13 protein-coding genes, 1 tRNA gene and 1 pseudogene are annotated in these 19,071 nt (G+C 60.1%); 8 read left to right on the forward strand and 7 right to left on the reverse strand.

Annotated elements, in window-relative coordinates; translation table 11 throughout:
• Positions 1-18: 18 nt before the first annotated feature.
• The gene (locus CHH27_RS18660) at positions 19-1,224 is read right to left on the reverse strand and encodes an imelysin family protein (RefSeq protein ID WP_094074857.1); all 1,206 of its coding nucleotides are present in this window, start codon (positions 1,222-1,224) and stop codon (positions 19-21) included.
• A gap of 360 nt (positions 1,225-1,584) precedes the next feature.
• Here CHH27_RS18660 and CHH27_RS18665 point away from each other — a divergent pair, with 360 nt between their 5' ends.
• Both CHH27_RS18665 and CHH27_RS18670 read left to right on the forward strand, forming a co-directional pair.
• Positions 1,585-2,055 (forward strand): TerB family tellurite resistance protein, encoded by a 471-nt coding sequence (locus CHH27_RS18665; protein WP_094072925.1) that lies wholly within the window; start codon positions 1,585-1,587, stop codon positions 2,053-2,055.
• Between the two features lie 92 nt (positions 2,056-2,147).
• Positions 2,148-2,903, forward strand: a complete 756-nt coding sequence (locus tag CHH27_RS18670; RefSeq protein WP_094072926.1) for a glutamine amidotransferase — start codon at positions 2,148-2,150, stop codon at positions 2,901-2,903.
• A gap of 33 nt (positions 2,904-2,936) precedes the next feature.
• Here the strand turns inward: CHH27_RS18670 and CHH27_RS18675 are convergent, their stop codons facing one another.
• The 4 genes and pseudogenes from CHH27_RS18675 to CHH27_RS27735 all read right to left on the reverse strand — a co-directional run bounded on the left by CHH27_RS18675 (position 2,937) and on the right by CHH27_RS27735 (position 9,182).
• Positions 2,937-4,502, reverse strand: a complete 1,566-nt coding sequence (locus CHH27_RS18675) for a DUF1254 domain-containing protein (RefSeq protein WP_094072927.1) — start codon at positions 4,500-4,502, stop codon at positions 2,937-2,939.
• 149 nt (positions 4,503-4,651) lie between these two features.
• Positions 4,652-5,248: a hypothetical protein gene (locus tag CHH27_RS18680; RefSeq protein ID WP_094072928.1), complete on the reverse strand. Its 597-nt coding sequence runs from the start codon at positions 5,246-5,248 to the stop codon at positions 4,652-4,654.
• A gap of 192 nt (positions 5,249-5,440) precedes the next feature.
• Positions 5,441-8,880 (reverse strand): annotated as a pseudogene (pyc, locus tag CHH27_RS18685) (pyruvate carboxylase).
• Positions 8,871-9,182: a hypothetical protein gene (locus CHH27_RS27735; protein ID WP_157738988.1), complete on the reverse strand. Its 312-nt coding sequence runs from the start codon at positions 9,180-9,182 to the stop codon at positions 8,871-8,873. Before CHH27_RS27735 ends, pyc begins: the two are co-directional and overlap by 10 nt.
• Positions 9,183-9,682: 500 nt before the next feature.
• Between CHH27_RS27735 and CHH27_RS18690 the strand changes: the two genes are divergently transcribed.
• From CHH27_RS18690 to CHH27_RS18710, 5 genes are all read left to right on the forward strand, one after another.
• Complete coding sequence (locus CHH27_RS18690; RefSeq protein WP_094072929.1) at positions 9,683-12,808, forward strand: DEAD/DEAH box helicase; 3,126 nt, start codon at positions 9,683-9,685, stop codon at positions 12,806-12,808.
• Positions 12,808-13,209 carry an RNA-binding S4 domain-containing protein gene (locus CHH27_RS18695; protein WP_371681858.1) on the forward strand — a complete coding sequence of 134 codons (402 nt, stop codon included), beginning with the start codon at positions 12,808-12,810 and terminating at the stop codon, positions 13,207-13,209. Before CHH27_RS18690 ends, CHH27_RS18695 begins: the two co-directional genes overlap by 1 nt.
• Before the next feature lie 218 nt (positions 13,210-13,427).
• Positions 13,428-13,760: a ferredoxin FdxA gene (gene fdxA, locus CHH27_RS18700; protein ID WP_094074858.1), complete on the forward strand. Its 333-nt coding sequence runs from the start codon at positions 13,428-13,430 to the stop codon at positions 13,758-13,760.
• 456 nt (positions 13,761-14,216) lie between these two features.
• Positions 14,217-14,804, forward strand: a complete 588-nt coding sequence (locus CHH27_RS18705) for a CarD family transcriptional regulator (protein WP_094072931.1) — start codon at positions 14,217-14,219, stop codon at positions 14,802-14,804.
• Between the two features lie 189 nt (positions 14,805-14,993).
• Entirely contained in the window at positions 14,994-15,857 is an 864-nt protein-coding gene (locus CHH27_RS18710) for an RNA polymerase factor sigma-32 (protein ID WP_094074859.1), read from the forward strand.
• A gap of 207 nt (positions 15,858-16,064) precedes the next feature.
• Here the strand turns inward: CHH27_RS18710 and CHH27_RS18715 are convergent, their stop codons facing one another.
• Together CHH27_RS18715 and CHH27_RS18720 are read right to left on the reverse strand one after the other, a co-directional pair.
• The gene (locus CHH27_RS18715; RefSeq protein WP_247646129.1) at positions 16,065-17,516 is read right to left on the reverse strand and encodes a M48 family metalloprotease; all 1,452 of its coding nucleotides are present in this window, start codon (positions 17,514-17,516) and stop codon (positions 16,065-16,067) included.
• 46 nt (positions 17,517-17,562) lie between these two features.
• Positions 17,563-18,381 (reverse strand): hypothetical protein, encoded by an 819-nt coding sequence (locus CHH27_RS18720; protein WP_094072932.1) that lies wholly within the window; start codon positions 18,379-18,381, stop codon positions 17,563-17,565.
• Between the two features lie 321 nt (positions 18,382-18,702).
• On the opposite strand from CHH27_RS18720, the gene CHH27_RS18725 reads away from it, so the two are divergent.
• Positions 18,703-18,779 (forward strand) — tRNA-Arg (locus CHH27_RS18725).
• Positions 18,780-19,071 lie beyond the last annotated feature (292 nt).

Here is a 19,071-nt window from a genome sequence, read left to right on the forward strand (position 1 = left end):
CCACCGGGACATGTTTGCTTATTCGAAGACGGCGCCCGGATTGTCGAGGCTGTCGGACCCCTCAAAGGCGATCTCGTCCAGCTCGAGCACCTTCACGACACGCTCGATCGACGCGGTCTGGTCAACAAGGGCATCGACCGCGGCCTGCACGACGGCATTGCCTTCTGCATTGCCTTCACCGAGCATCTGGTCATAGGCCTCACCGCCTTCGGCGCGCGCCTTCATGACGTCGAAAGCCGCCAGGGTAGCGTCGAGCTTGGCCTTCATTTCTTCGGCCAGTGCCGGGTCCTTTTCGGCAACCATGTCGGCGAGCGATGCGCCGGCAACATCATTGCCGAGCGGGCTCTTGTATTCGCCGAAATAGACATTCCGGATGCCCACGACGTCATTGTAGTGAGACATGTGCGTGTTGTCGGAGAAGCAGTCATGCTCTTCTTCCGGATCATGCAGCATCAGGCCGAGCTTCATGCGCTCGCCCGCCAGCTCGCCATAGGACAGTGACCCCATGCCGGTCAGGATCGTGGCGAGGCCGCCGGCATCGCCCTTGCCGCCGAGTTCTTCGCGTGCCGCGCCACCCGGTGCCCAGGCAGCGGCCATTTCCTGCAGGTCGGAGATCAGAAGATCGGTTGCCGCCTGCAGATACTGGATGCGGCGTTCGCAATTGCCGCCGGTGCAGTTGGCGGTGTCGAAGTCGGTCGCCGGACGGCTGCCTGCACCGGCATCGGTGCCGTTCAGGTCCTGGCCCCAGAGCAGGAATTCAATGGCGTGATAGCCGGTCGCCACGTTGGCTTCCACTTCGCCGGCTTCCTGCAGCGTGTCGGCCAGCAGTTCTGCGGTGATTTCGGTGGCGTCGATGGTTTCGCCGCCGACCTTCAGCGTCGGATTGGCGATGACGTTGGCGGCATAAAAGTCGTTTTCTTCCGACTCGTCGCCGTAGGAGGCATCGACATAGTCGATCAGGCCTTCATCGAGCGGCCAGGCATTCACCTTGCCTTCCCAGTCGTCGACGATGGCGTTGCCGAACCGGTAGGCTTCGGTCTGCTGATACGGGTTGCGCGCCTCGATCCAGGCTGCCCGGGCCGCTTCCAGGTTGGCTTCCGTCGGCTCGGCAACCAGCTTGTCGACGGCTGCCTTCAGGCTCTTGGCAGTTGCCAGGGAGTCCGCGAACTTGGCCTGGGCGATGTCACTATAGGTCGACAGGACATCGGACGGGGTCGCGGCCATCGCCGGTGAAACAAAAAGGGCTGTCGCGGCCAGGAGGCCAAATTTGAGAGATTTCACGAGTCCGTTCCTAACCTGGGAAAGCCCGCCATTGATCGGCAACGGCTGGCGTTTTCTGAAATACGGGAAGTGCGGTTGCACTGGGAATGGATCGGTGTAACCATTTCATGAGGGTAAAAGTCAAGATATAAATGTCAAAAAAATCAATAGTTTAGAACGATTCCAAAAAGTTGACTCGAAAATACCGATTTTACACACCATCTCAGGGTCTTAAAGTCGACATCAACTCTTTGATGCTAAAGAAGGAATGGTATAGCAATAAGAAATGGCCTTCAGGGGGGCCGACAAACGGGAACGGAAGACATGCTCAATGCGCTGAAAAGCTTTGTTCGGGAACTGACCTTCGGTGACAGCGGAGAAAAGACCTTCGCCGAGGACGACAAGCGCCTGGCCGCAGCCGCACTACTGTTTCACCTGATCGATATCGACGGCGTCATCGAAGAGTCGGAAAGCTCCAAGTTGCGGGAGATCCTGCAGAAGCACTATGAGCTCAGCGACAAGGAAACCACGGAACTGATCGCGGCCGCCAAGCAGCGCGACGAGGAAGCCGTGGACCTTTATGGCTTCACCTCGGTGCTCAAGCGCACAACGGAAGAAGAAGAGCGGCTCGCAATCGTCGAGATGATGTGGGAAATCGTCTATGCCGACGGCCATGTGCACGAATTCGAGGACAACACCATCTGGCGTGTGGCCGAACTGCTCGGCGTCTCGACACGCGACCGGATGACACTGCGCCACAAGGTGGCCCAGACGGCGCCCGAAGACGAGGCCTGATGCGCGAGATCAAGGCATGAGCGCCGCGCGAATGTGCAAATTGCCCCTCGACAGGACTCGATTTCTGCGCGCCGGTCCCCCATACTAAGCACATGCTTTTTCAGCCCGATCCAGTCAAAAATCGTCCCAAAATCCTGGTCATTCTCCATCAGGAGCATTCCTCTCCCGGCCGGGTCGGCCAGGAACTTGTCAAGCGTGGCTTCGCCCTCGACATTCGCAAGCCCCGTTTCGGGGACAGTCTGCCCGAGACCATGGCGCGGCATGCTGGCGCCGTTATTTTCGGCGGCCCGATGAGCGCCAATGACCCGGACGCGTTTGTTCAGAAGGAAATCGACTGGATCAACGTGCCGCTAAGGGAACAAAAGCCCTTTCTGGGCATCTGCCTCGGCGCCCAGATGATGGTCAAGACACTCGGCGGCACCGTCAGCGGCCACGGCGATGGCCTGGTCGAGATCGGCTATTATCCGCTGCGCCCGACTGAGACCGGAGACGCCCTGATGGACTGGCCGAACAAGGTCTATCAGTGGCACCGCGAAGGCTTTGATCTGCCCAAGGGGTCAGAACTTCTGGCGACCAGCCCGACTTATCCGAACCAGGCCATCCGGCATGGCCCGGCGGCCTACGGCATCCAGTTTCACCCGGAACTCACGCACCAGATGATGGTCAAGTGGACCACCAAGGGTGCTCCGCGCATGGAACTGCCAGGCGCCCAGCAGCGCCGGGACCATTTCGCAGGACGGTTTGTCTATGACCCGGCCGTCAGGAAATGGCTCGACCGCTTTCTGGATCTGTGGATCGGCACCGCAGCCGCACCCGTCGAGCACAGCCTTCTCAAGGCGGCGGAATAGGCTTTCAGACACTCCGCCGCGCCTTGGATCTGTTCAGCCCGCCGGTTCGATCTCGCCCGGACGCCAGGTCTTTTCGAACCAGGCCTCTTCGGGGCCATAAAGGCGCAGGATCGCAAACCAACCCTTGCCGGCCACCGTCTGCACCCAGTTGTCTTCCTTGCCGGCCGGCGCTTCCGGACCGAAATGCAGCGTCACCGATCCATCCTCGTTTTCGACAAGCTTGTCTCGCTTGTTGTTCTTGCTCGGGAACGGCTGGCTGGTCTGCAGTTCCGATCGTGTCTGAGGATCGTAGACGACCACCGACCAGAAGTCCTTGGCCGGCGCATTGGCCGGAATGGTCAGGGAATAGCTTTTTGACCCATCGAGGAATGCGCCCGAACTGTCGGTGACGGTCAGCGCATATTGAGAGCCCTTTCCGGGGATCTTGAGCACCATCGCGGGCGTGTTGACCGTCGCCATATAGAAGAACATGGTCCGGGCATCGAGATAGCGACCGCCCTTGCCCTCGTCACGCAACCACTCCCAGCTGCCACCGATAAAGGCCGTGAACCAGCCGCTGTTTTCGTAAAGATAGGCAGCCTTGTCACGCGGCTTGAGCCAGATCGTCCGCGCCGTCGCATTGCCGATGGCAACTGCTTCGGTCAGGAGCTGCGTCATGCGTTCGTCAGGGGCAAAGTCCTTGCCCTTCTGGATGCCGATCGCTGCCGCAAGACCGCGCAACTCCGGATCAAAGGTCGATATCGGTTCCTTCTGCAGCACCGTGTTCAGCTCGTTGTAGAATTCGAACGTGTTGGCATGGATCGTATTGAAGACCTTCTTGGAGGCGTTGACGAATTCCATCTGCGGCGGTGACGCCTTGTCCTTCAGCGGATAGATCTTCAAACCGTCCCTGTAGGCAGCAACGGCCGTATCGGTCTTGCCGTCCACCAGAAAGCCGCGCGCGATGAACCAGTTGATGTAGCTGGTTGATTTCGAAACAAAATAGGTTTCGCCCTCCACCTCGGCCTCGTATCCGCCCACCGGCGGGTCGAGGTCGCCGTCATAATCGGGCGGCAGGATCAGATATTTGCCACCTTCGCCCTTGTCCGGTCCCGGAACACCCATGTCGGTGACAAACCGGAAATAGGCGTCGTTCACAGTGGTCGGGCCCTGGCCCTTTGGCACTTCGATCACGGTGGGGCCATCCCGTCCGAGGTCGAGAATGGAGGAGGCGTAGACCGTATCCGTGTTGCCGGTCAGAAAGAGCGGATTGGAATCCATCAGCTCCTCGAACACGGCAACCTTGTGCGCCTGGTTGACACCGATCTTGTCCATGCCCCGGCGAATGCCCTCGATGGAGGTCGCCGGGATGAAATTCAGGAACACTTCGACGCCGCGCATGAAATCGAGCGTGTCATACATCAGCGCGCTGGTTTCCGGTGTCGGCCGCCCGTCAACGAACTTCAGCGTACCGAACCGCGTCTCAACCTCGTCCGGGGTCAGAATGTCCTGCGGAATGGGCGTGTTGTAGCCGGGCAGCTCGACCAGCTTGTCGGAGGCCTGGGCAATACCTCCCTGGAAAAGGAGACAGGCTGCAAGCGATAGTCCAAACCGTTTCATGAAATCCTCCCGGTATGCCGGCGCACAATCCAGCGCCCTCCGACAGGAGTATCTGGTCGTCTCTCCCGGGAGATCAACCGATGGGTCCAACATACCTCGGATTTGGTGAACGCGATCCGGCGAACAGTCTGCCCTTTATCAGGTCAGGATTACCTGATCCGGGCCTCTTCGGCCGGATAGCCGAGACCACCCTGTTCGCCGAAATTTCCCTGGTGGCATTCGCTGCAGGCGGTGATGACATCGACGGCCTGGGGCACGCCGCCGGGCGAGACCATCATGTAGAACCAGTCATCGGTTTCCGGTGATGTTCCGGCCGCCACTTTTTCCATCAGGAAAAGCGGCCCCGTCGCGACCTTGCCGTCATCATCGACAGCAAAGGATTCCTTGGCGATCCTTGTTCCGGCCGGGATCTGAACGTTTTCGGGCTTGTATTTCAGGTATTCCTCCGCACCGACGGAATTCACATAGGTGACCAGGAACCGGCCACCATGAAACCCAGGCGCTGCCGGAAAGGCGCTGGCGGCTGTCCATCCGGGATAATCCCTGACGAAGTCCTCCGGGATCCAGCGCTTGGCCCCTTTCTGATAACCGGACTGCAAATCGGCCTTCAGACAATCATAGACGGATTGCGCCTGGTCACCGGTCAACTCGTAGCCGGGCACTTTGACGTCACAGGCAGCATGAGCGGGGAGCGGAAGAAGCAAGACGGCTAGGGCGCCGCCCAGACACGCAAGATTCAATTTCATGGGTTTTCTCCTCAAAGCTGACGTCTCTTGCAAGACCTGGCTTCTGCAGCTTCCCGCCACAGGGAGAACCGGTTCAAATCACATGCCCGGTGTCGGAATATGAGCTCTCGTGAACCGCATGAATTTGGTGTTAAAACTCATACAGGTAGCGAGCGGGTCGCAGAAACGTGCGGCCCGCTCACCTTTGCTCGATCAGCTGTCGAAGACGACCAGCAGGTCCTTGGCGTCGATCTGGGCACCCGGGGTTACCAGCACTTCCTTGACCGTGCCGTCCCGCTCTGCGTGAAGCGCGGTCTCCATTTTCATGGCTTCAATGGAGACCAGCACGTCGCCTGCCTTGACCTCCTGACCGGACGCCACGGCGACCGTGGAAATCACGCCCGGCATCGGTGCGCCGACATGGGCGGCATTGCCGTCTTCCGCCTTGCGCATGGCGGCAGCGCCGGTGGCGCCATGGGCGCGATCCGGAACCTTGACGTTGCGCGGCTGGCCGTTGAGCTCGAAGAACACCTTCTTCTCGCCCTTTTCATCCGTTTCACCAATGGCCTGGCAGCGCACCACCAGCGTCTTGCCCGGCTCGAGATCGACGAAGACTTCGTCGCCCGCTTCCAGACCGTAGAAATAGACCGGTGTCGGCAGAACCGACGTCGGGCCATATTGCTGGAAGGCCTTGTCGAAGTCGGTGAAGACCTTGGGGTACATCAGGTAGGAGGCGAGTTCCGCGTCGTCGATCTCGTGCCCGGTTTTCTCGGCCGCTGCAGCCCGCTCGGCGTCAAGATCGGCTTCGGCCAGGAGCGAGCCGGGGCGCACCACGATCGGCTCTTCGCCCTTCAGAACCTTTTTCTGCAGCGCTTGCGGCCAACCGCCGGGCGACTGGCCCAGGTCACCGTGCAGCATCTTCACGACACTGTCCGGGAAGGCCACGTCCTTGGCCGGATCCTCGACATCCTGGACCGTGAGGCCCTGGCTGACCATCATCAGCGCCATGTCGCCGACCACCTTGGACGACGGCGTCACCTTGACGATGTCCCCGAACATCTGGTTGGCATCGGCGTAGGCCTGGGCAACCTCATGCCAGCGCGTTTCCAGACCGAGCGAACGGGCCTGTTCCTTCAGGTTGGTGAACTGTCCGCCCGGCATTTCGTGCAGATAGACCTCGGACGCGCCGAAGCGCAGGTCGCTTTCAAACGCGCGGTATTGTGCCCGAACCGCTTCCCAGTAGAAGGAAATCTGGCGGATCGTCTTGGCATCAAGGCCAGTATCCCGGACGCTGCCGCGCAGGGCTTCCACGATGGAACCGAGGCAGGGCTGAGAAGTCAGGCCGGAAAGGGCATCCATGGCCGCATCAACCGCATCGGCGCCAGCCTCAACGGCGGCCAGCACCGTGGCTGCGGCAATGCCGGACGTGTCATGGGTGTGGAAGTGGATCGGCAGACCGACTTCCTCCTTCAGGGTCCGGATCAGAACCCGGGCCGCTTCCGGCTTCAGGAGACCGGCCATGTCCTTGATGCCAAGGATATGTGCACCGGCCGCTTCCAGCTCCCTGGCCAGCCCGACATAATATTTCAGGTCGTATTTCGGCCGCGCGCTGTCCAGCATGTCGCCGGTGTAGCAGAGCACGCCTTCACAGAGCTTGTTGGCTTCCTGGACCGCGTCCATGGAAACGCGCATGTTCTCCACCCAGTTGAGGCAGTCGAACACACGGAAGAGATCAACCCCGTTCTCCGCGGCCTGGGCGACGAAGAACTTGACCACGTTGTCCGGATAATTGGTGTAGCCAACGCCATTGGAGCCGCGCAGCAGCATCTGCAGCAGGATGTTGGGCGCCTTTTCACGGATCTGTTGGAGGCGCTCCCACGGACTTTCGGTCAAAAAGCGCATGGACACATCGAACGTCGCGCCGCCCCAGCATTCCAGCGAGAACAGGCTCGGCAGACCGGCCGCGTAAGCATCCGCGATGTTGACGATGTCGTGGCTGCGCATGCGGGTCGCCAGGAGAGACTGGTGTCCGTCACGCATGGTCGTGTCGGTGATCAGCGCCCGCTTTTCCGCCTTCATCCAGTCGGCAAAGCCTTTCGGACCGAGCTGATCAAGCAGTTGCCGCGTACCGCCAGGCTTGTCGTCACCGAAATCCGGAATGACCGGTGCGGCCACGTCTTTCGGCGGCCGCTCACGCGACTTCGTTTCCGGATGACCATTCACCGAAACGTCGGCGATGTAAGTCAGGAGCTTGGTGGCCCGGTCCTGGCGCTTGGTCTGCTCGAACAGGGCCGGCGTCTCGTCGATGAAACGGGTGGTATAGGCATTGGCCTTGAAGTCCTCATGGCCAATGATGTTTTCCAGGAACACCAGGTTGGTGGCGACGCCGCGGATCCGGAATTCGCGCAGGGCACGGTCCATGCGCTTGCGCGCATCTTCCGCCGTCGGTGCCCAGGCCGTCACCTTTTCCAGGAGCGGGTCATAGAAACGCGTGATCACGGCACCGGAATAGGCCGTGCCGCCGTCGAGACGGATGCCGAAGCCGGTCGCGCCGCGATAAGCGGTGATGCGGCCATAATCCGGAATGAAGTTCTGCTCCGGATCTTCGGTGGTGATGCGGCACTGAAGGGCGTGGCCATTCAGGCGGATCGCGCCCTGTGCCGGCACGCCACTTTCCGGCGTGCCGATCTTGGCCCCTTCGCAGATCTTGATCTGTGCCTGGACGATATCGATGCCGGTCACTTCCTCGGTCACCGTGTGCTCGACCTGCACCCGCGGATTGACCTCGATGAAATAGATCGCGCCGGTGTCCGCATCCATCAGGAATTCAACGGTGCCGGCGCCGCGATAGTTCACCGCCTGGCCGATTTTCAGACCGTAGTCACACAGTTCGGTCCGTTTGGCCTCGTCGAGATAGGGAGCCGGTGCCCGTTCGACGACTTTCTGGTGACGGCGCTGGATCGAGCAGTCGCGCTCATAAAGATGGACGACGTTGTCACCATCGCCCAGGATCTGCACTTCTACGTGGCGCGCCCGCTGGACCAGCTTCTCCAGATAGATCTCGTCCTTGCCGAACGCCGCCTTGGCTTCGCGCTTTGCCGCCAGGACTTCCTTTTCCAGTGTCGCTTCGTCCGGGATGACGCGCATGCCGCGGCCACCGCCCCCCAGGACGCCTTCAACATCACCGGATAGCCGATTTGAAGCGCCTGTGTCTTGATCTCTTCAATGTCATCGGGCAGCGGGTCCGTTGCCGGCATGACCGGAACGCCCGCCTCGATGGCGAGATTACGCGCCGCGACCTTGTTGCCGAGACGGCGCATCGTGTCCGATTTCGGGCCGATGAAGGTGATGCCGGCGGCTTCGCAAGCATCGACGAATTCCGGGCTTTCCGACAGAAGGCCATAGCCAGGGTGAATGGCGTCAGCGCCAGCGTGTTTGGCAACACGAATGATCTCGTCAATGGAAAGATAGGCTTCGATCGGGCCAAGGCCCTTGCCGACCTGATACGCTTCATCCGCCTTGAAGCGGTGCAGCGCCAGCTTGTCCTGTTCCGCATAGATCGCGACAGTTTTCAGGCCAAGTTCATTGGCGGCCCGGAAAACCCGGATCGCAATTTCCGATCGGTTCGCAACGAGAATTTTTGTTATCGCCAAACGCCCATTCCCCCTAATTTTCGACAAACAGTCTTGCCGGTTTCGGCAAGATTTCTACTTTGGTCGGACGCTCTTGAAAAGGGGCAGAAGATATGTCCTTTTTTTAACTTGGAAAATATTTTTGCGCCTGCGCTGATAACTGTAGGAAATCCAACGCCAAATTGATTTAAACCCTGAATTCGTGTCGCATTCAGATAAATTTGCGGCGCAGCAATTTTGCCGTCAAAGCCCGCACTCAAGGGGCAGAATGATGATTTCGCGGCAAAATGGATCAATTCGGGACAGCTTCCGGCGCCACGCACCAGATTGCGCCCGTTCCATCTGGCTCGCCTATGAATGTGGCGCGCATCACCCACTAGATCTTGTGAGAACAAAATCCGAACGGCTTCGAGTCGCCGATTCGTCCGAGATTCGTTCACCCTGTGTCCCAAGGTAAAGGAGGCGCTTTTGAACGGGCAGAAAGCTGTTTACCGAAAATTATCTATTGACAGTGATTCCGGGCAAATCACCCGACAACAGCAAACACGACTCAAACCTTTGTCGGGATTCAGGATTTCGTAGCGTCAAGTACCCGGCAAACCACATCTGGTAGGGAACAAATCCTGAATCACCAAGAGTCAGCGATTCGGTTTCGGTTTGTTCCAGAGTCGTTCTCCACAACTAATTTCCAGCCGGGAAAAGCTGACCTTTTGGCCAAAAGAGTAACGACATGCCCGCCTTGCCTGTGCTAGACACGCGGCACCATATATAGGTGCCAGTCCCAGGGCACTTGCCTTTAAGAAAGCCGATCACAAGCACTTTCATGCCCCGTCTCCAAAATCTGCCGCTGCCGCCGTCTGCCCGGTCTCGCACAGTGACGGCCGTGCTTGGCCCCACGAACACCGGCAAGACCCACCTTGCGATCGAACGCATGCTGGCCCAGCCATCCGGGCTGATCGGCCTGCCCCTGCGCCTGCTCGCCCGAGAGGTTTATGGACGGGTCGCGGATCGGGCCGGACCCGAAGCCGTGGCACTGATCACCGGTGAAGAGAAGATCATCCCGGAAAAACCGCGCTTCTGGGTCTCCACCGTCGAAGCCATGCCGCTCGACCTCAACACCGAATTTGTCGCCATCGACGAGGTCCAGCTGGCGGGCAATCTCGACCGGGGTCACGTCTTCACCGACCGTATTCTCAATTTGCGCGGCCGATCCGAAACGCTGCTCCTGGGAGCGGCCACAGCGCGCCCCCTTCTGGAGAAGCTGCTGCCCGGCCTCAATGTGGTCACCCGCCCGCGCATGTCGGTCCTTGAATATGCCGGCTCGAAAAAGGTGTCGCGCCTGCCCTCGCGCTCGGCGATCGTGGCGTTCTCCTCGGACGAGGTCTATTCGATCGCGGAGCTGATCCGCCGGCAGCGCGGCGGCGCCGCCGTGGTGCTCGGTTCCTTGAGCCCGCGCACCCGGAACGCGCAGGTGGAACTGTTCCAGAACGGCGATGTCGACCACCTCGTGGCGACCGATGCAATCGGCATGGGATTGAACCTCGATGTTCACCACATCGCCTTTGCCGGCAACCGCAAATATGACGGTTATCAGTACCGCCAGCTGACCCCGTCCGAGATGGCCCAGATCGCGGGCCGGGCCGGCCGCCACACGAAAGACGGCACGTTCGGTGTCACCGGAAGGGTCGATCCGCTGGACGATGAGCTGATCGAACAGATCGAAAGTCACCGGTTCGACAGCCTGAAAGTGCTGCAATGGCGCAACAGTGCGCTGGATTTTTCATCCGCGAATGCATTGCGCCGCAGCCTCGACGCGGTCCCGGCAGAAGAAGGTCTCGCTAGGGCACCTACCGGCGATGACATCACCGCACTTGAACATTTGTTGCGCGATCCCGCAATATCCGGAATGGCAAAGGGTGAAAAATCGATCGAATTGTTATGGGACGTGTGCCAGATCCCGGACTATCGTAAGATCGCGCCCGCGAACCATGCCGAGCTGTTGAACACCATTTACACCCATCTGATGCAGGACGGCGCCATTGCCGATGACTGGTACACCCGTCAATTGGCCTTCGCAGACCGCACGGATGGTGATATCGACACACTCGCGAACCGGATTGCCCATATCCGGACGTGGACATATGTCGCCAATCGCCCCGACTGGCTGGCCGATCCGGCCCACTGGCAGGGGGAGACGCGCGACATTGAAGACAAACTATCCGACGCCCTTCACGAGCGTTTAACGCAGCGCTTCGTGGACCGGCGTACAAGTGTATTGATGCGACGTTTGAGAGAGAACGCAATGCTGGAAGCGGAAATTACATCGAGCGGCGATGTGCTCGTTGAAGGTCAGCACATCGGGAATCTGCTTGGCTTCCGGTTTGCCCCTGACGCGGCGGCCGAAGGACCGGACGGAAAAACGGTTCGGGCCGCAGCCCAGAAAGCGCTGACGAGCGAAATCGAATCCCGCGCGGAAAAGTTCGGCAAGTCGGAGAACGCCGACTTTGTACTCACCGCCGATGGCACCATTCGCTGGCGCGGGGAACCTGTCGCCAAGTTGGTCGCCGGCGAGGACGTGCTGGCACCGACGGCATTGCTTCTGGCAGACGAACATCTGACCGGCCCGGCACGCGAAACGGTTCAAAACCGCATGGACCTCTGGGTCAGGGCCCAGATCGACACATTGCTGAAGCCGCTGGTCGACCTGAAAACCGGCGAAGGTCTGGAAGGTCTGGCACGCGGCATCGCCTTCCGCATCGTGGAAGGCCTCGGCATTCTGGAACGCCAGGACGCTGCCGATGAAATCCGCCAGCTGGATCAGGACATGCGCGCGTCCCTTCGCAAGCACGGGGTCCGCTTCGGCGCCTATACCGTGTTTGTCCCGGCGCTGCTAAAACCTGCTCCGAGCCAGCTTCTGGCGCAGCTCTGGGCTCTGAAACACGGCGCACTGGACATGAACGGCATGGCGGAGCTGCCTCAACTCTCCGCATCCGGCCGCACGTCCATCCCGGTCGACGAAAGCATCGACAAGGCGCTTTACAAGGTTGTCGGCTTCCGCGTCTGCGGCCCTCGCGCCGTACGTGTCGACATCCTGGAGCGCCTCGCCGATCTGATCCGGCCGCTGATCGCCTGGAAGCCGCTCGACGCCGAGGTCAGCCCGCCGGAAGGAGCCATCGAGACAGGTGGCGGCTTTACGGTGACCGTCGCCATGACCTCCCTGCTCGGCTGCGCCGGCGAGGATTTCTCCGCTGTGCTGAAGTCACTCGGCTACCGCGTCGAGACAAAGGAAGTCCAGCGCCCGGTCGTCGCCAAGCCTGCTGCCGAAGAAACCACGGCACCCGAAGCTGCCGCGGAAACCGAAGCCCCTGCAAGCGAAGAAGCAACGGAAGCGGCAGCACCGGACGCTCCGGAAGCAGCGGTATCCGAGGCTGCTGATGAAGCGGCAACCACAGATGCACCGGTTGCCGAGGCCACCGAAGCTGAGACCCCGGCCGAGGAAGCACCGGCCGCACCGGTTGCTGAAGACGCGGCCGCTGCCGGGACCGGTTCCGACGCAGAAGCGAGCGATGCTCCCGCAGCAGTCTCCGCTGACGCTGGAGAAGCCGTCGCCGACAGTTCCGAAGCAGCCGCAGAGGGTGAACTGGAAACGGTGACCATCGAAATCTGGCGCCCGGGCCGTCATGACCGCCGGCCACGCGTTCGCTCCGATCAGCGCCGCGGCGACAACCGCAAGGGCCAGGGGCCGAAGGGCAATCGCGACGACAAGCGCCATGGCAAAGGCGGCAAGGGCGGACCGAACCGCAATCGCGGCGCCCAGGGCGGCAAGGGCTTCGACGGTGGCAATCGCCGTGACGGAAAACCGCAACGGGACAAGCCGATCGATCCCAATTCGCCTTTTGCCGCGTTGATGGCGCTGAAAGCGGACCTGAGCAGCAAGGACAAGAAGTAATTCCGGCACCGGACTCAGATGCTGCCACCGGCAGCCTGCGCATCGACAAGTGGCTCTGGTACGCCAGGGTCACAAAATCCCGGTCGCTTGCCCAGAAACTGGCGACATCAGGTCATGTCCGGGTCAACCGGGACAAGATTTCCTCTGCCAGCAAGACCATCCGCACAGGCGATGTCCTGACCGTCGCTCTGGACAGGCGCGTTCTTGTCCTGAAGATTTTGGCACTTGGCACACGCCGCGGCCCCTATGAAGAGGCCCGCAAACTCTACGAAGACCTCTCGCCGCCACCGCCTCCCAGGGAAGCGCCACCACCTCCCCCGCCCGGACAACGCGAGGCCGGTGCCGGTCGCCCGACCAAGCGCGACCGGCGCAAACTGGACGCTCTGCGAGGCGAAGACTGACGTCCGTTCCGCTGCCGGCGGCAAAAACAGAAAAACTTTCTCTTCTAACGGCGGTCTGCGTCATCCCGTGCGCTTGCGCCAAGGGAACAAAAACGATACCCAACTGCAAAACGAGACGATATACCTGCCCTCGACAAGAGCGGCCCGAAACTGATGACCGGACCTGAGTTTAACGGCGCGATCCAGTTAAACCGCCCCGGAGCCGAATGAGGATTGAGATGACCTACGTCGTCACAGACAATTGCATCAAGTGCAAATACACCGACTGTGTTGAAGTCTGCCCGGTCGATTGTTTCTATGAGGGCGAGAATTTCCTGGTGATCAATCCGGACGAATGCATCGACTGCGGCGTCTGCGAACCGGAATGCCCGGCAGAGGCGATCCTCCCCGATACGGAGCCGGGTCTGGAAAAATGGATCGAGATCAACGCCGAATACTCTGAAAAATGGCCGAACATCACGGAGAAAAAAGATCCGTTGCCGACCGCGGAAGAGTTCGACGGCAAGGAAAACAAGTTCGAACAGTATTTTTCGCCTAATCCGCCGGCCTGATTCGGCCTCAACACATATTTGTTGCACCGCGACAAGTCGCGCACCCAAGGCAACAGGCGGTGTTTTTGCGAATAATTTCAGCAGCCTGGCGGACAGCTTCCGCTAGGTTAAGTGTGCTGTTTGCGCACCTGCAAAGCGTAACGCTTTAATTTTCCACAAAAGTATGTTACATATTAGGACTAGTCGCCAACCACGAGAAAAACCCCCAAAACGGAGTTTGCAAAATCCTGTCCCGGGCCTGACCAACCGGACGGAGCAAGCTTCCGGCAGCTTTTATGACTGATCAAGGTTCTAAAGTGGAAATCGACGACTGACCAGCCCTGACACGCCGCATATCAACAGGCGTTCCACTATGGATCGCACGGCGGGCTTCGTGTCGCATAAGAACAGAGGACCGCGCCGCGGTCCGACTCCGGCCCGAATGAGGCCGATAACTGCGCAGGAGAGAATACGAGTATGGCAACAAACACCAAAAAGACCGCGCAGCGCCAGGGATTCAAAACCGGCGAGTACATCGTTTATCCGGCACATGGCGTCGGCCAGATTACCGCCATTGAAGAGCAGAACGTTGCAGGTCACTCTTTGGAGTTGCTCGTTATCGTTTTTGAACAGGACAAGATGACCCTTCGTGTCCCGGTCGCGAAAATCGCTTCCGTGGGCATGCGCAAGCTTGGCGACCCGGCGGCCGTCAAGAAGGCTCTCGAGACCGTACGCGGTCGCCCGCGCGTGAAGCGCACCATGTGGAGCCGCCGCGCCCAGGAATATGAAGCCAAGATCAATTCCGGCGACCTGATTGCGATTTCCGAAGTGGTTCGTGACCTTTACCGGTCCGAGAGCCAGCCGGAACAGTCCTATTCCGAACGCCAGCTTTATGAAGCTGCCCTTGACCGCATGGCTCGCGAAATTGCCGCTGTCAACAAGTGCTCGGAAACCGAGGCGATCAAGCAGATCGAACAGAACCTGGCAAAGTCCCCCAGCCGCATGAAAGCCGCCGCTGAGGCAGCCGCTGAGGACGACGACAAGGAAGAAGAAGAAGCCGCCTGATTAAAGAGCGGAATTTTCTACATTCTCAGGACAAGGGCTCGGAAATTTCCGGGCCCTTTTTCTTTTCGACAGTGCGGCTCGCGCACCGTTCACGGGAAAGTGCAAAAAATATGCCCCTGCGGCAGGCACAAGTGATCTAACCTGAACTCACGTACGTAGTAACCCCGATAACACATCGGAGTGGCGATCATGTCCATGAGCGAAAAACGTCAACTTGTGCGGGCGGCCATGAAGGCGCCCTATCTCACGCGTGAAGAAGAACTGGACCTTGCGCTGCGATGGCGGAACGACCGGGACGAGAAAGCACTTGAGAAACTGTCGCTTTCGCACATGCGTCTGGTGATTGCCGTTGCCTCGCGCTTTCGCAATTTCGGACTGAACCTGGGTGACCTCATCCAGGAAGGTCATGTCGGGCTCCTGGAAGCCGCTGCCCGCTTCGAACCGGAACGGGAAGTGCGCTTCTCGACCTATGCCACCTGGTGGATCCGTGCCTCGATCCAGGACTACATCCTGCGCAACTGGTCCATTGTTCGCGGCGGCACATCCTCGTCACAAAAGGCTCTTTTCTTCAATCTTCGCCGTCTTCGCGCAAAGCTCTCCGGCAACCAGACACCGCTCACCGACAGCGAGCTGCATCAGAAAATCGCCGACGCGATCGGCGTCAAGCAGTCTGATGTTGCCCTGATGAATGCGCGCCTCTCCGGTCCAGACACGTCGCTCAACGCACCGATGACCGACAGCGAAGGCTCCAGTGCGGATCGCCAGGATTTCCTGGTCTCTGACGCACCGCTCCCCGACGAGATCGTCACCGGCAATATCGACACCGAACGACGCCGCCGCTGGCTCACCTCAGCGCTTGAGGTGCTCAGTGAACGCGAACTCAAAATCGTCCGCGAACGCCGTTTGTCCGAAGAAGGTGCAACGCTTGAATCCCTCGGACTGAAACTCGGCATCTCGAAGGAGCGCGTCCGCCAGATCGAAAGCCGCGCGATGGAAAAACTGAAATCCGCGCTTCTGGCGGCCCAGCCCGACAAGGCCGTCTACAGCGCCTGACCCTATCCAAGCTGCCACTGACACGGGGAGCCTCTAGGCTCCCTTTTTTTGGCCAGGTTCACCCCACGTTGCAACACCGTTGGTTCCAGGCAGGGCGTTTTGGTTTCAGGTTCGGCAATACGTTCGGATCCTGACAGAAACCAGCCCTGTGCTCCGCTTCAACAGGGAACACAGGCGTGACGGTCTGCGGGTTCAATGTCGTCGGCGCTAGTCCACGACCAGCTTGATGGCCGTTCCGGCCGGAATGGGCTTGTCCGCACTCAGGTCGTTCAAGATCGTGAAGAACTCCAGCCGGCGGGACGGCTCCACGCCGCTCATGCCGACGGCCAGCTTGCGCGCCGTGTCGCCCGGTCTGGACTGGACGACCTTGATCCGGAGCGACCTCAGGCGCGCGCGTTCCGTGGGCGACAGTTGCTTGAAACTGTTGACCGTTGCCTGAAAATCCCGGTCGAACCGATCGCTCGGCGATCGGCTGGCGAAAATGAAGCGATAGCCCGTGCGGCCGATGCGCACGACCGCAATGCGGAAGGACCAGCCCTGCGTGATCGCAGCCCCGGTCACCGCGGGCAGGCCGTTGATCGTGGTTTCCCGCACGCTTTCCGGCAACAGGCCATTGATCCAGCCGGAGTTCATGTAATCGCGCAGACTGGAATAGCCGCTGACATCCGCACCGTCGAAGCGGATCGCCGTGCCATCGCCATTGCTGGCCAGAACGGCCTCCGGGGTATTTTCCAAGATGTAGCCGGTTGGCACGGTGTAACTGATGCCAAGCGCCTTGTGCAGGAAGGACCGGCCGCGCACGAAACCTTCCAGCGGATCGTCGCCGAAGAGCATGCCGTTGATCTGGCTGAGATACCGATCCCGGTCGCGTTCGCCGATACCCGGTGCCCCGATCTGGCGGGCCGCGCGGATCGCTATCTGCAGCCGCTCCGGTGTTGATGGGTGCGAGGACAGGAAATCCGGCGCCGAGGACCCGGATTTGTCTGCCGACTGGTAGCGGGCGAAAGCCGCCATGGAACGCAGGAAACGTGCAGCCGCGTAAGGATCGTAACCGGCTCTTGCCAGGGTCTTCACGCCGATATCATCGGCTTCCAGTTCCTGGACCTGGCTGAAACGGGCAAAGGACAATTGCGAAGAGATGATCGCCTTTCGCGCCTCTTCCGAATCCTGCACCACGTCGGTCAGGATCCGGTTTGCCAGTTGTTTGGCCTCTGCGCGCTGCTGCCGCTTGATTGCATGGTTCGCCGTGACATGGGCCATTTCATGCGCAAGAACCGCCGCCACTTCCGACGTGTCATTGGCGAGCGCCAGCAAGCCGCGGGTGACATAAAGATAGCCGCCCGGAAGCGCAAAGGCGTTGATGGCCGGCGAATTCAGGATCGTGATCTTGTAGCTCTGGGACGGATCTTCGGACGCTGCCACGAGTCGGCCGACAACGCTGGCAACGGCCCGTTCCGCACCCGGATCCTTGTAAACCCCGCCATAGGTGGCAACGACCCGCGGGTGCTCGCGCTCGCCGATATCGGCCGCGAGGTTCGGTCGCAAGGTGCCCGGCGAGACTGTTCCGACACTCGGCCCGTCTCCCAGAAGCTGGCAAGAGGCAATCAGAAGGGTTGCGCCCGCGACGGCAAGCAGACGCAACCGGCCGCCAATCGACACCGGGGCCGCTCCCTGGCGCGCACCGTTTCGCGCACACTGCCGGGTATCAGTTGTTGCCTTGGCGCTCACGTCCTGCCCTTTTGTCTTCCAGCACCACCAGTTGCTCCGGATTTCGAAGCGCAATATGCGGCCCGTCCTTCATCTCGACGACACCGCGCAACTCGACGACGCGGCCAGCCAGCCCGTCCAGGTGCCACCCCGTGCGAGCAAGCGCTGCGTTGAAGTCATCCTCGTCCGAGGCCCGCAAGGTGCCCGTCACATCTGTTTTCCAATATCTTCCGAAATTCAGATAGCGGGTACTGCGAGTTTTTCCAAGGGAAACAACGCGCCCACGCGCAATCACATAGCGCCCTGCAGCTTCCGCAAACGCCCCGGGCTTCTCCGTCCGATAGGTCAGGCGAACACCGCCTTCGCGCCAGAGGCCGGTACGATCCCGACGCGCCTGGCCCTCGGCATGGCGCAAAGCCTCGGCACACGCCGCTACGGCGTGAACCGGTGCAAAGAAGGCGTTGCCCTGCTCAAGTTGCAGGGTTTGCCAGAGAACCAGACGCCCGGCCCGCTGCAGCAAGATCCAGGACGGTATCCTTCCCCAGCGGTCCTGCGAAGTGATCGGCACCGCCAGAACAGCCGTATCGGTCGCGATCACCACGCCGGCCTGTCCAGTCCCGACACCTGCAGGAACCCTCAGATCACTGGGCAGGTACGAGGTGCCATCCTCTGCTTCAAATAACGCTTCATCCTCCGCCGGACGCACCGGGATGGCAGAGTCTAGTTGTATGTTACAGACTTCGAACTCCTGACCGGCAACTGCCTTGCCGGGCGCAAGCAAGACCCCGAAACCAAGTGCGACCATCACCTTCACCAAGGATGACACTCTTGCCAGACAGATTGGGTCCGGACGCAGCCACGCCCGAATGGTAAAACTGATTTTTCCCAGCCCTGGCGGCACTGGCCCACCCCTTAGCCAATTCAACGGATCACCCCTGGTCCGGGCGCTCACCGGGATGGCGGTGACAAGTCCCGAACAGCGGTCACGACGATTGTTCCTTGCTAAGCATGGAATAAGGCAAGCCCAAGACAGTGCACCCCAAAACGCTGTTCAGATGCGGGACCAGCGATCAGGCGGCACCGAAGCGACACAGGGTCTCGCCATCGCCGCCAAATCATGCTAATCGGCTTGCCTTACGGCCCCGTAGCTCAGCAGGATAGAGCATCAGATTCCTAATCTGAGGGTCACAGGTTCGAATCCTGTCGGGGTCACCATATATTTCAGTTGTTCTTTTGCGGCGATCGCCTCATCCGCACCACTTGCCCGAATTGCCGTGCAAGGGCTCGTTCCCGACGGCATCCCTTCAGCCTGTCGGGGCTGCAAACTCCTTGACCTGACGGCCAGTGCACCGCGACACGCCCGCCCGACAAGGAACAATGCCCATTGATACGTAGAGTTACGTTCGCTTCCAGACTTCACTTTTAAGTATTTAATAGCACTCTCTCGCCAGTATTCAGATGAGCTGAGCGAGTCAATAAATATTCCAGTTTTGTAATTGAGATTAAT

Source organism: Labrenzia sp. VG12, from assembly GCF_002237595.1.
Lineage (GTDB): Bacteria > Pseudomonadota > Alphaproteobacteria > Rhizobiales > Stappiaceae > Roseibium.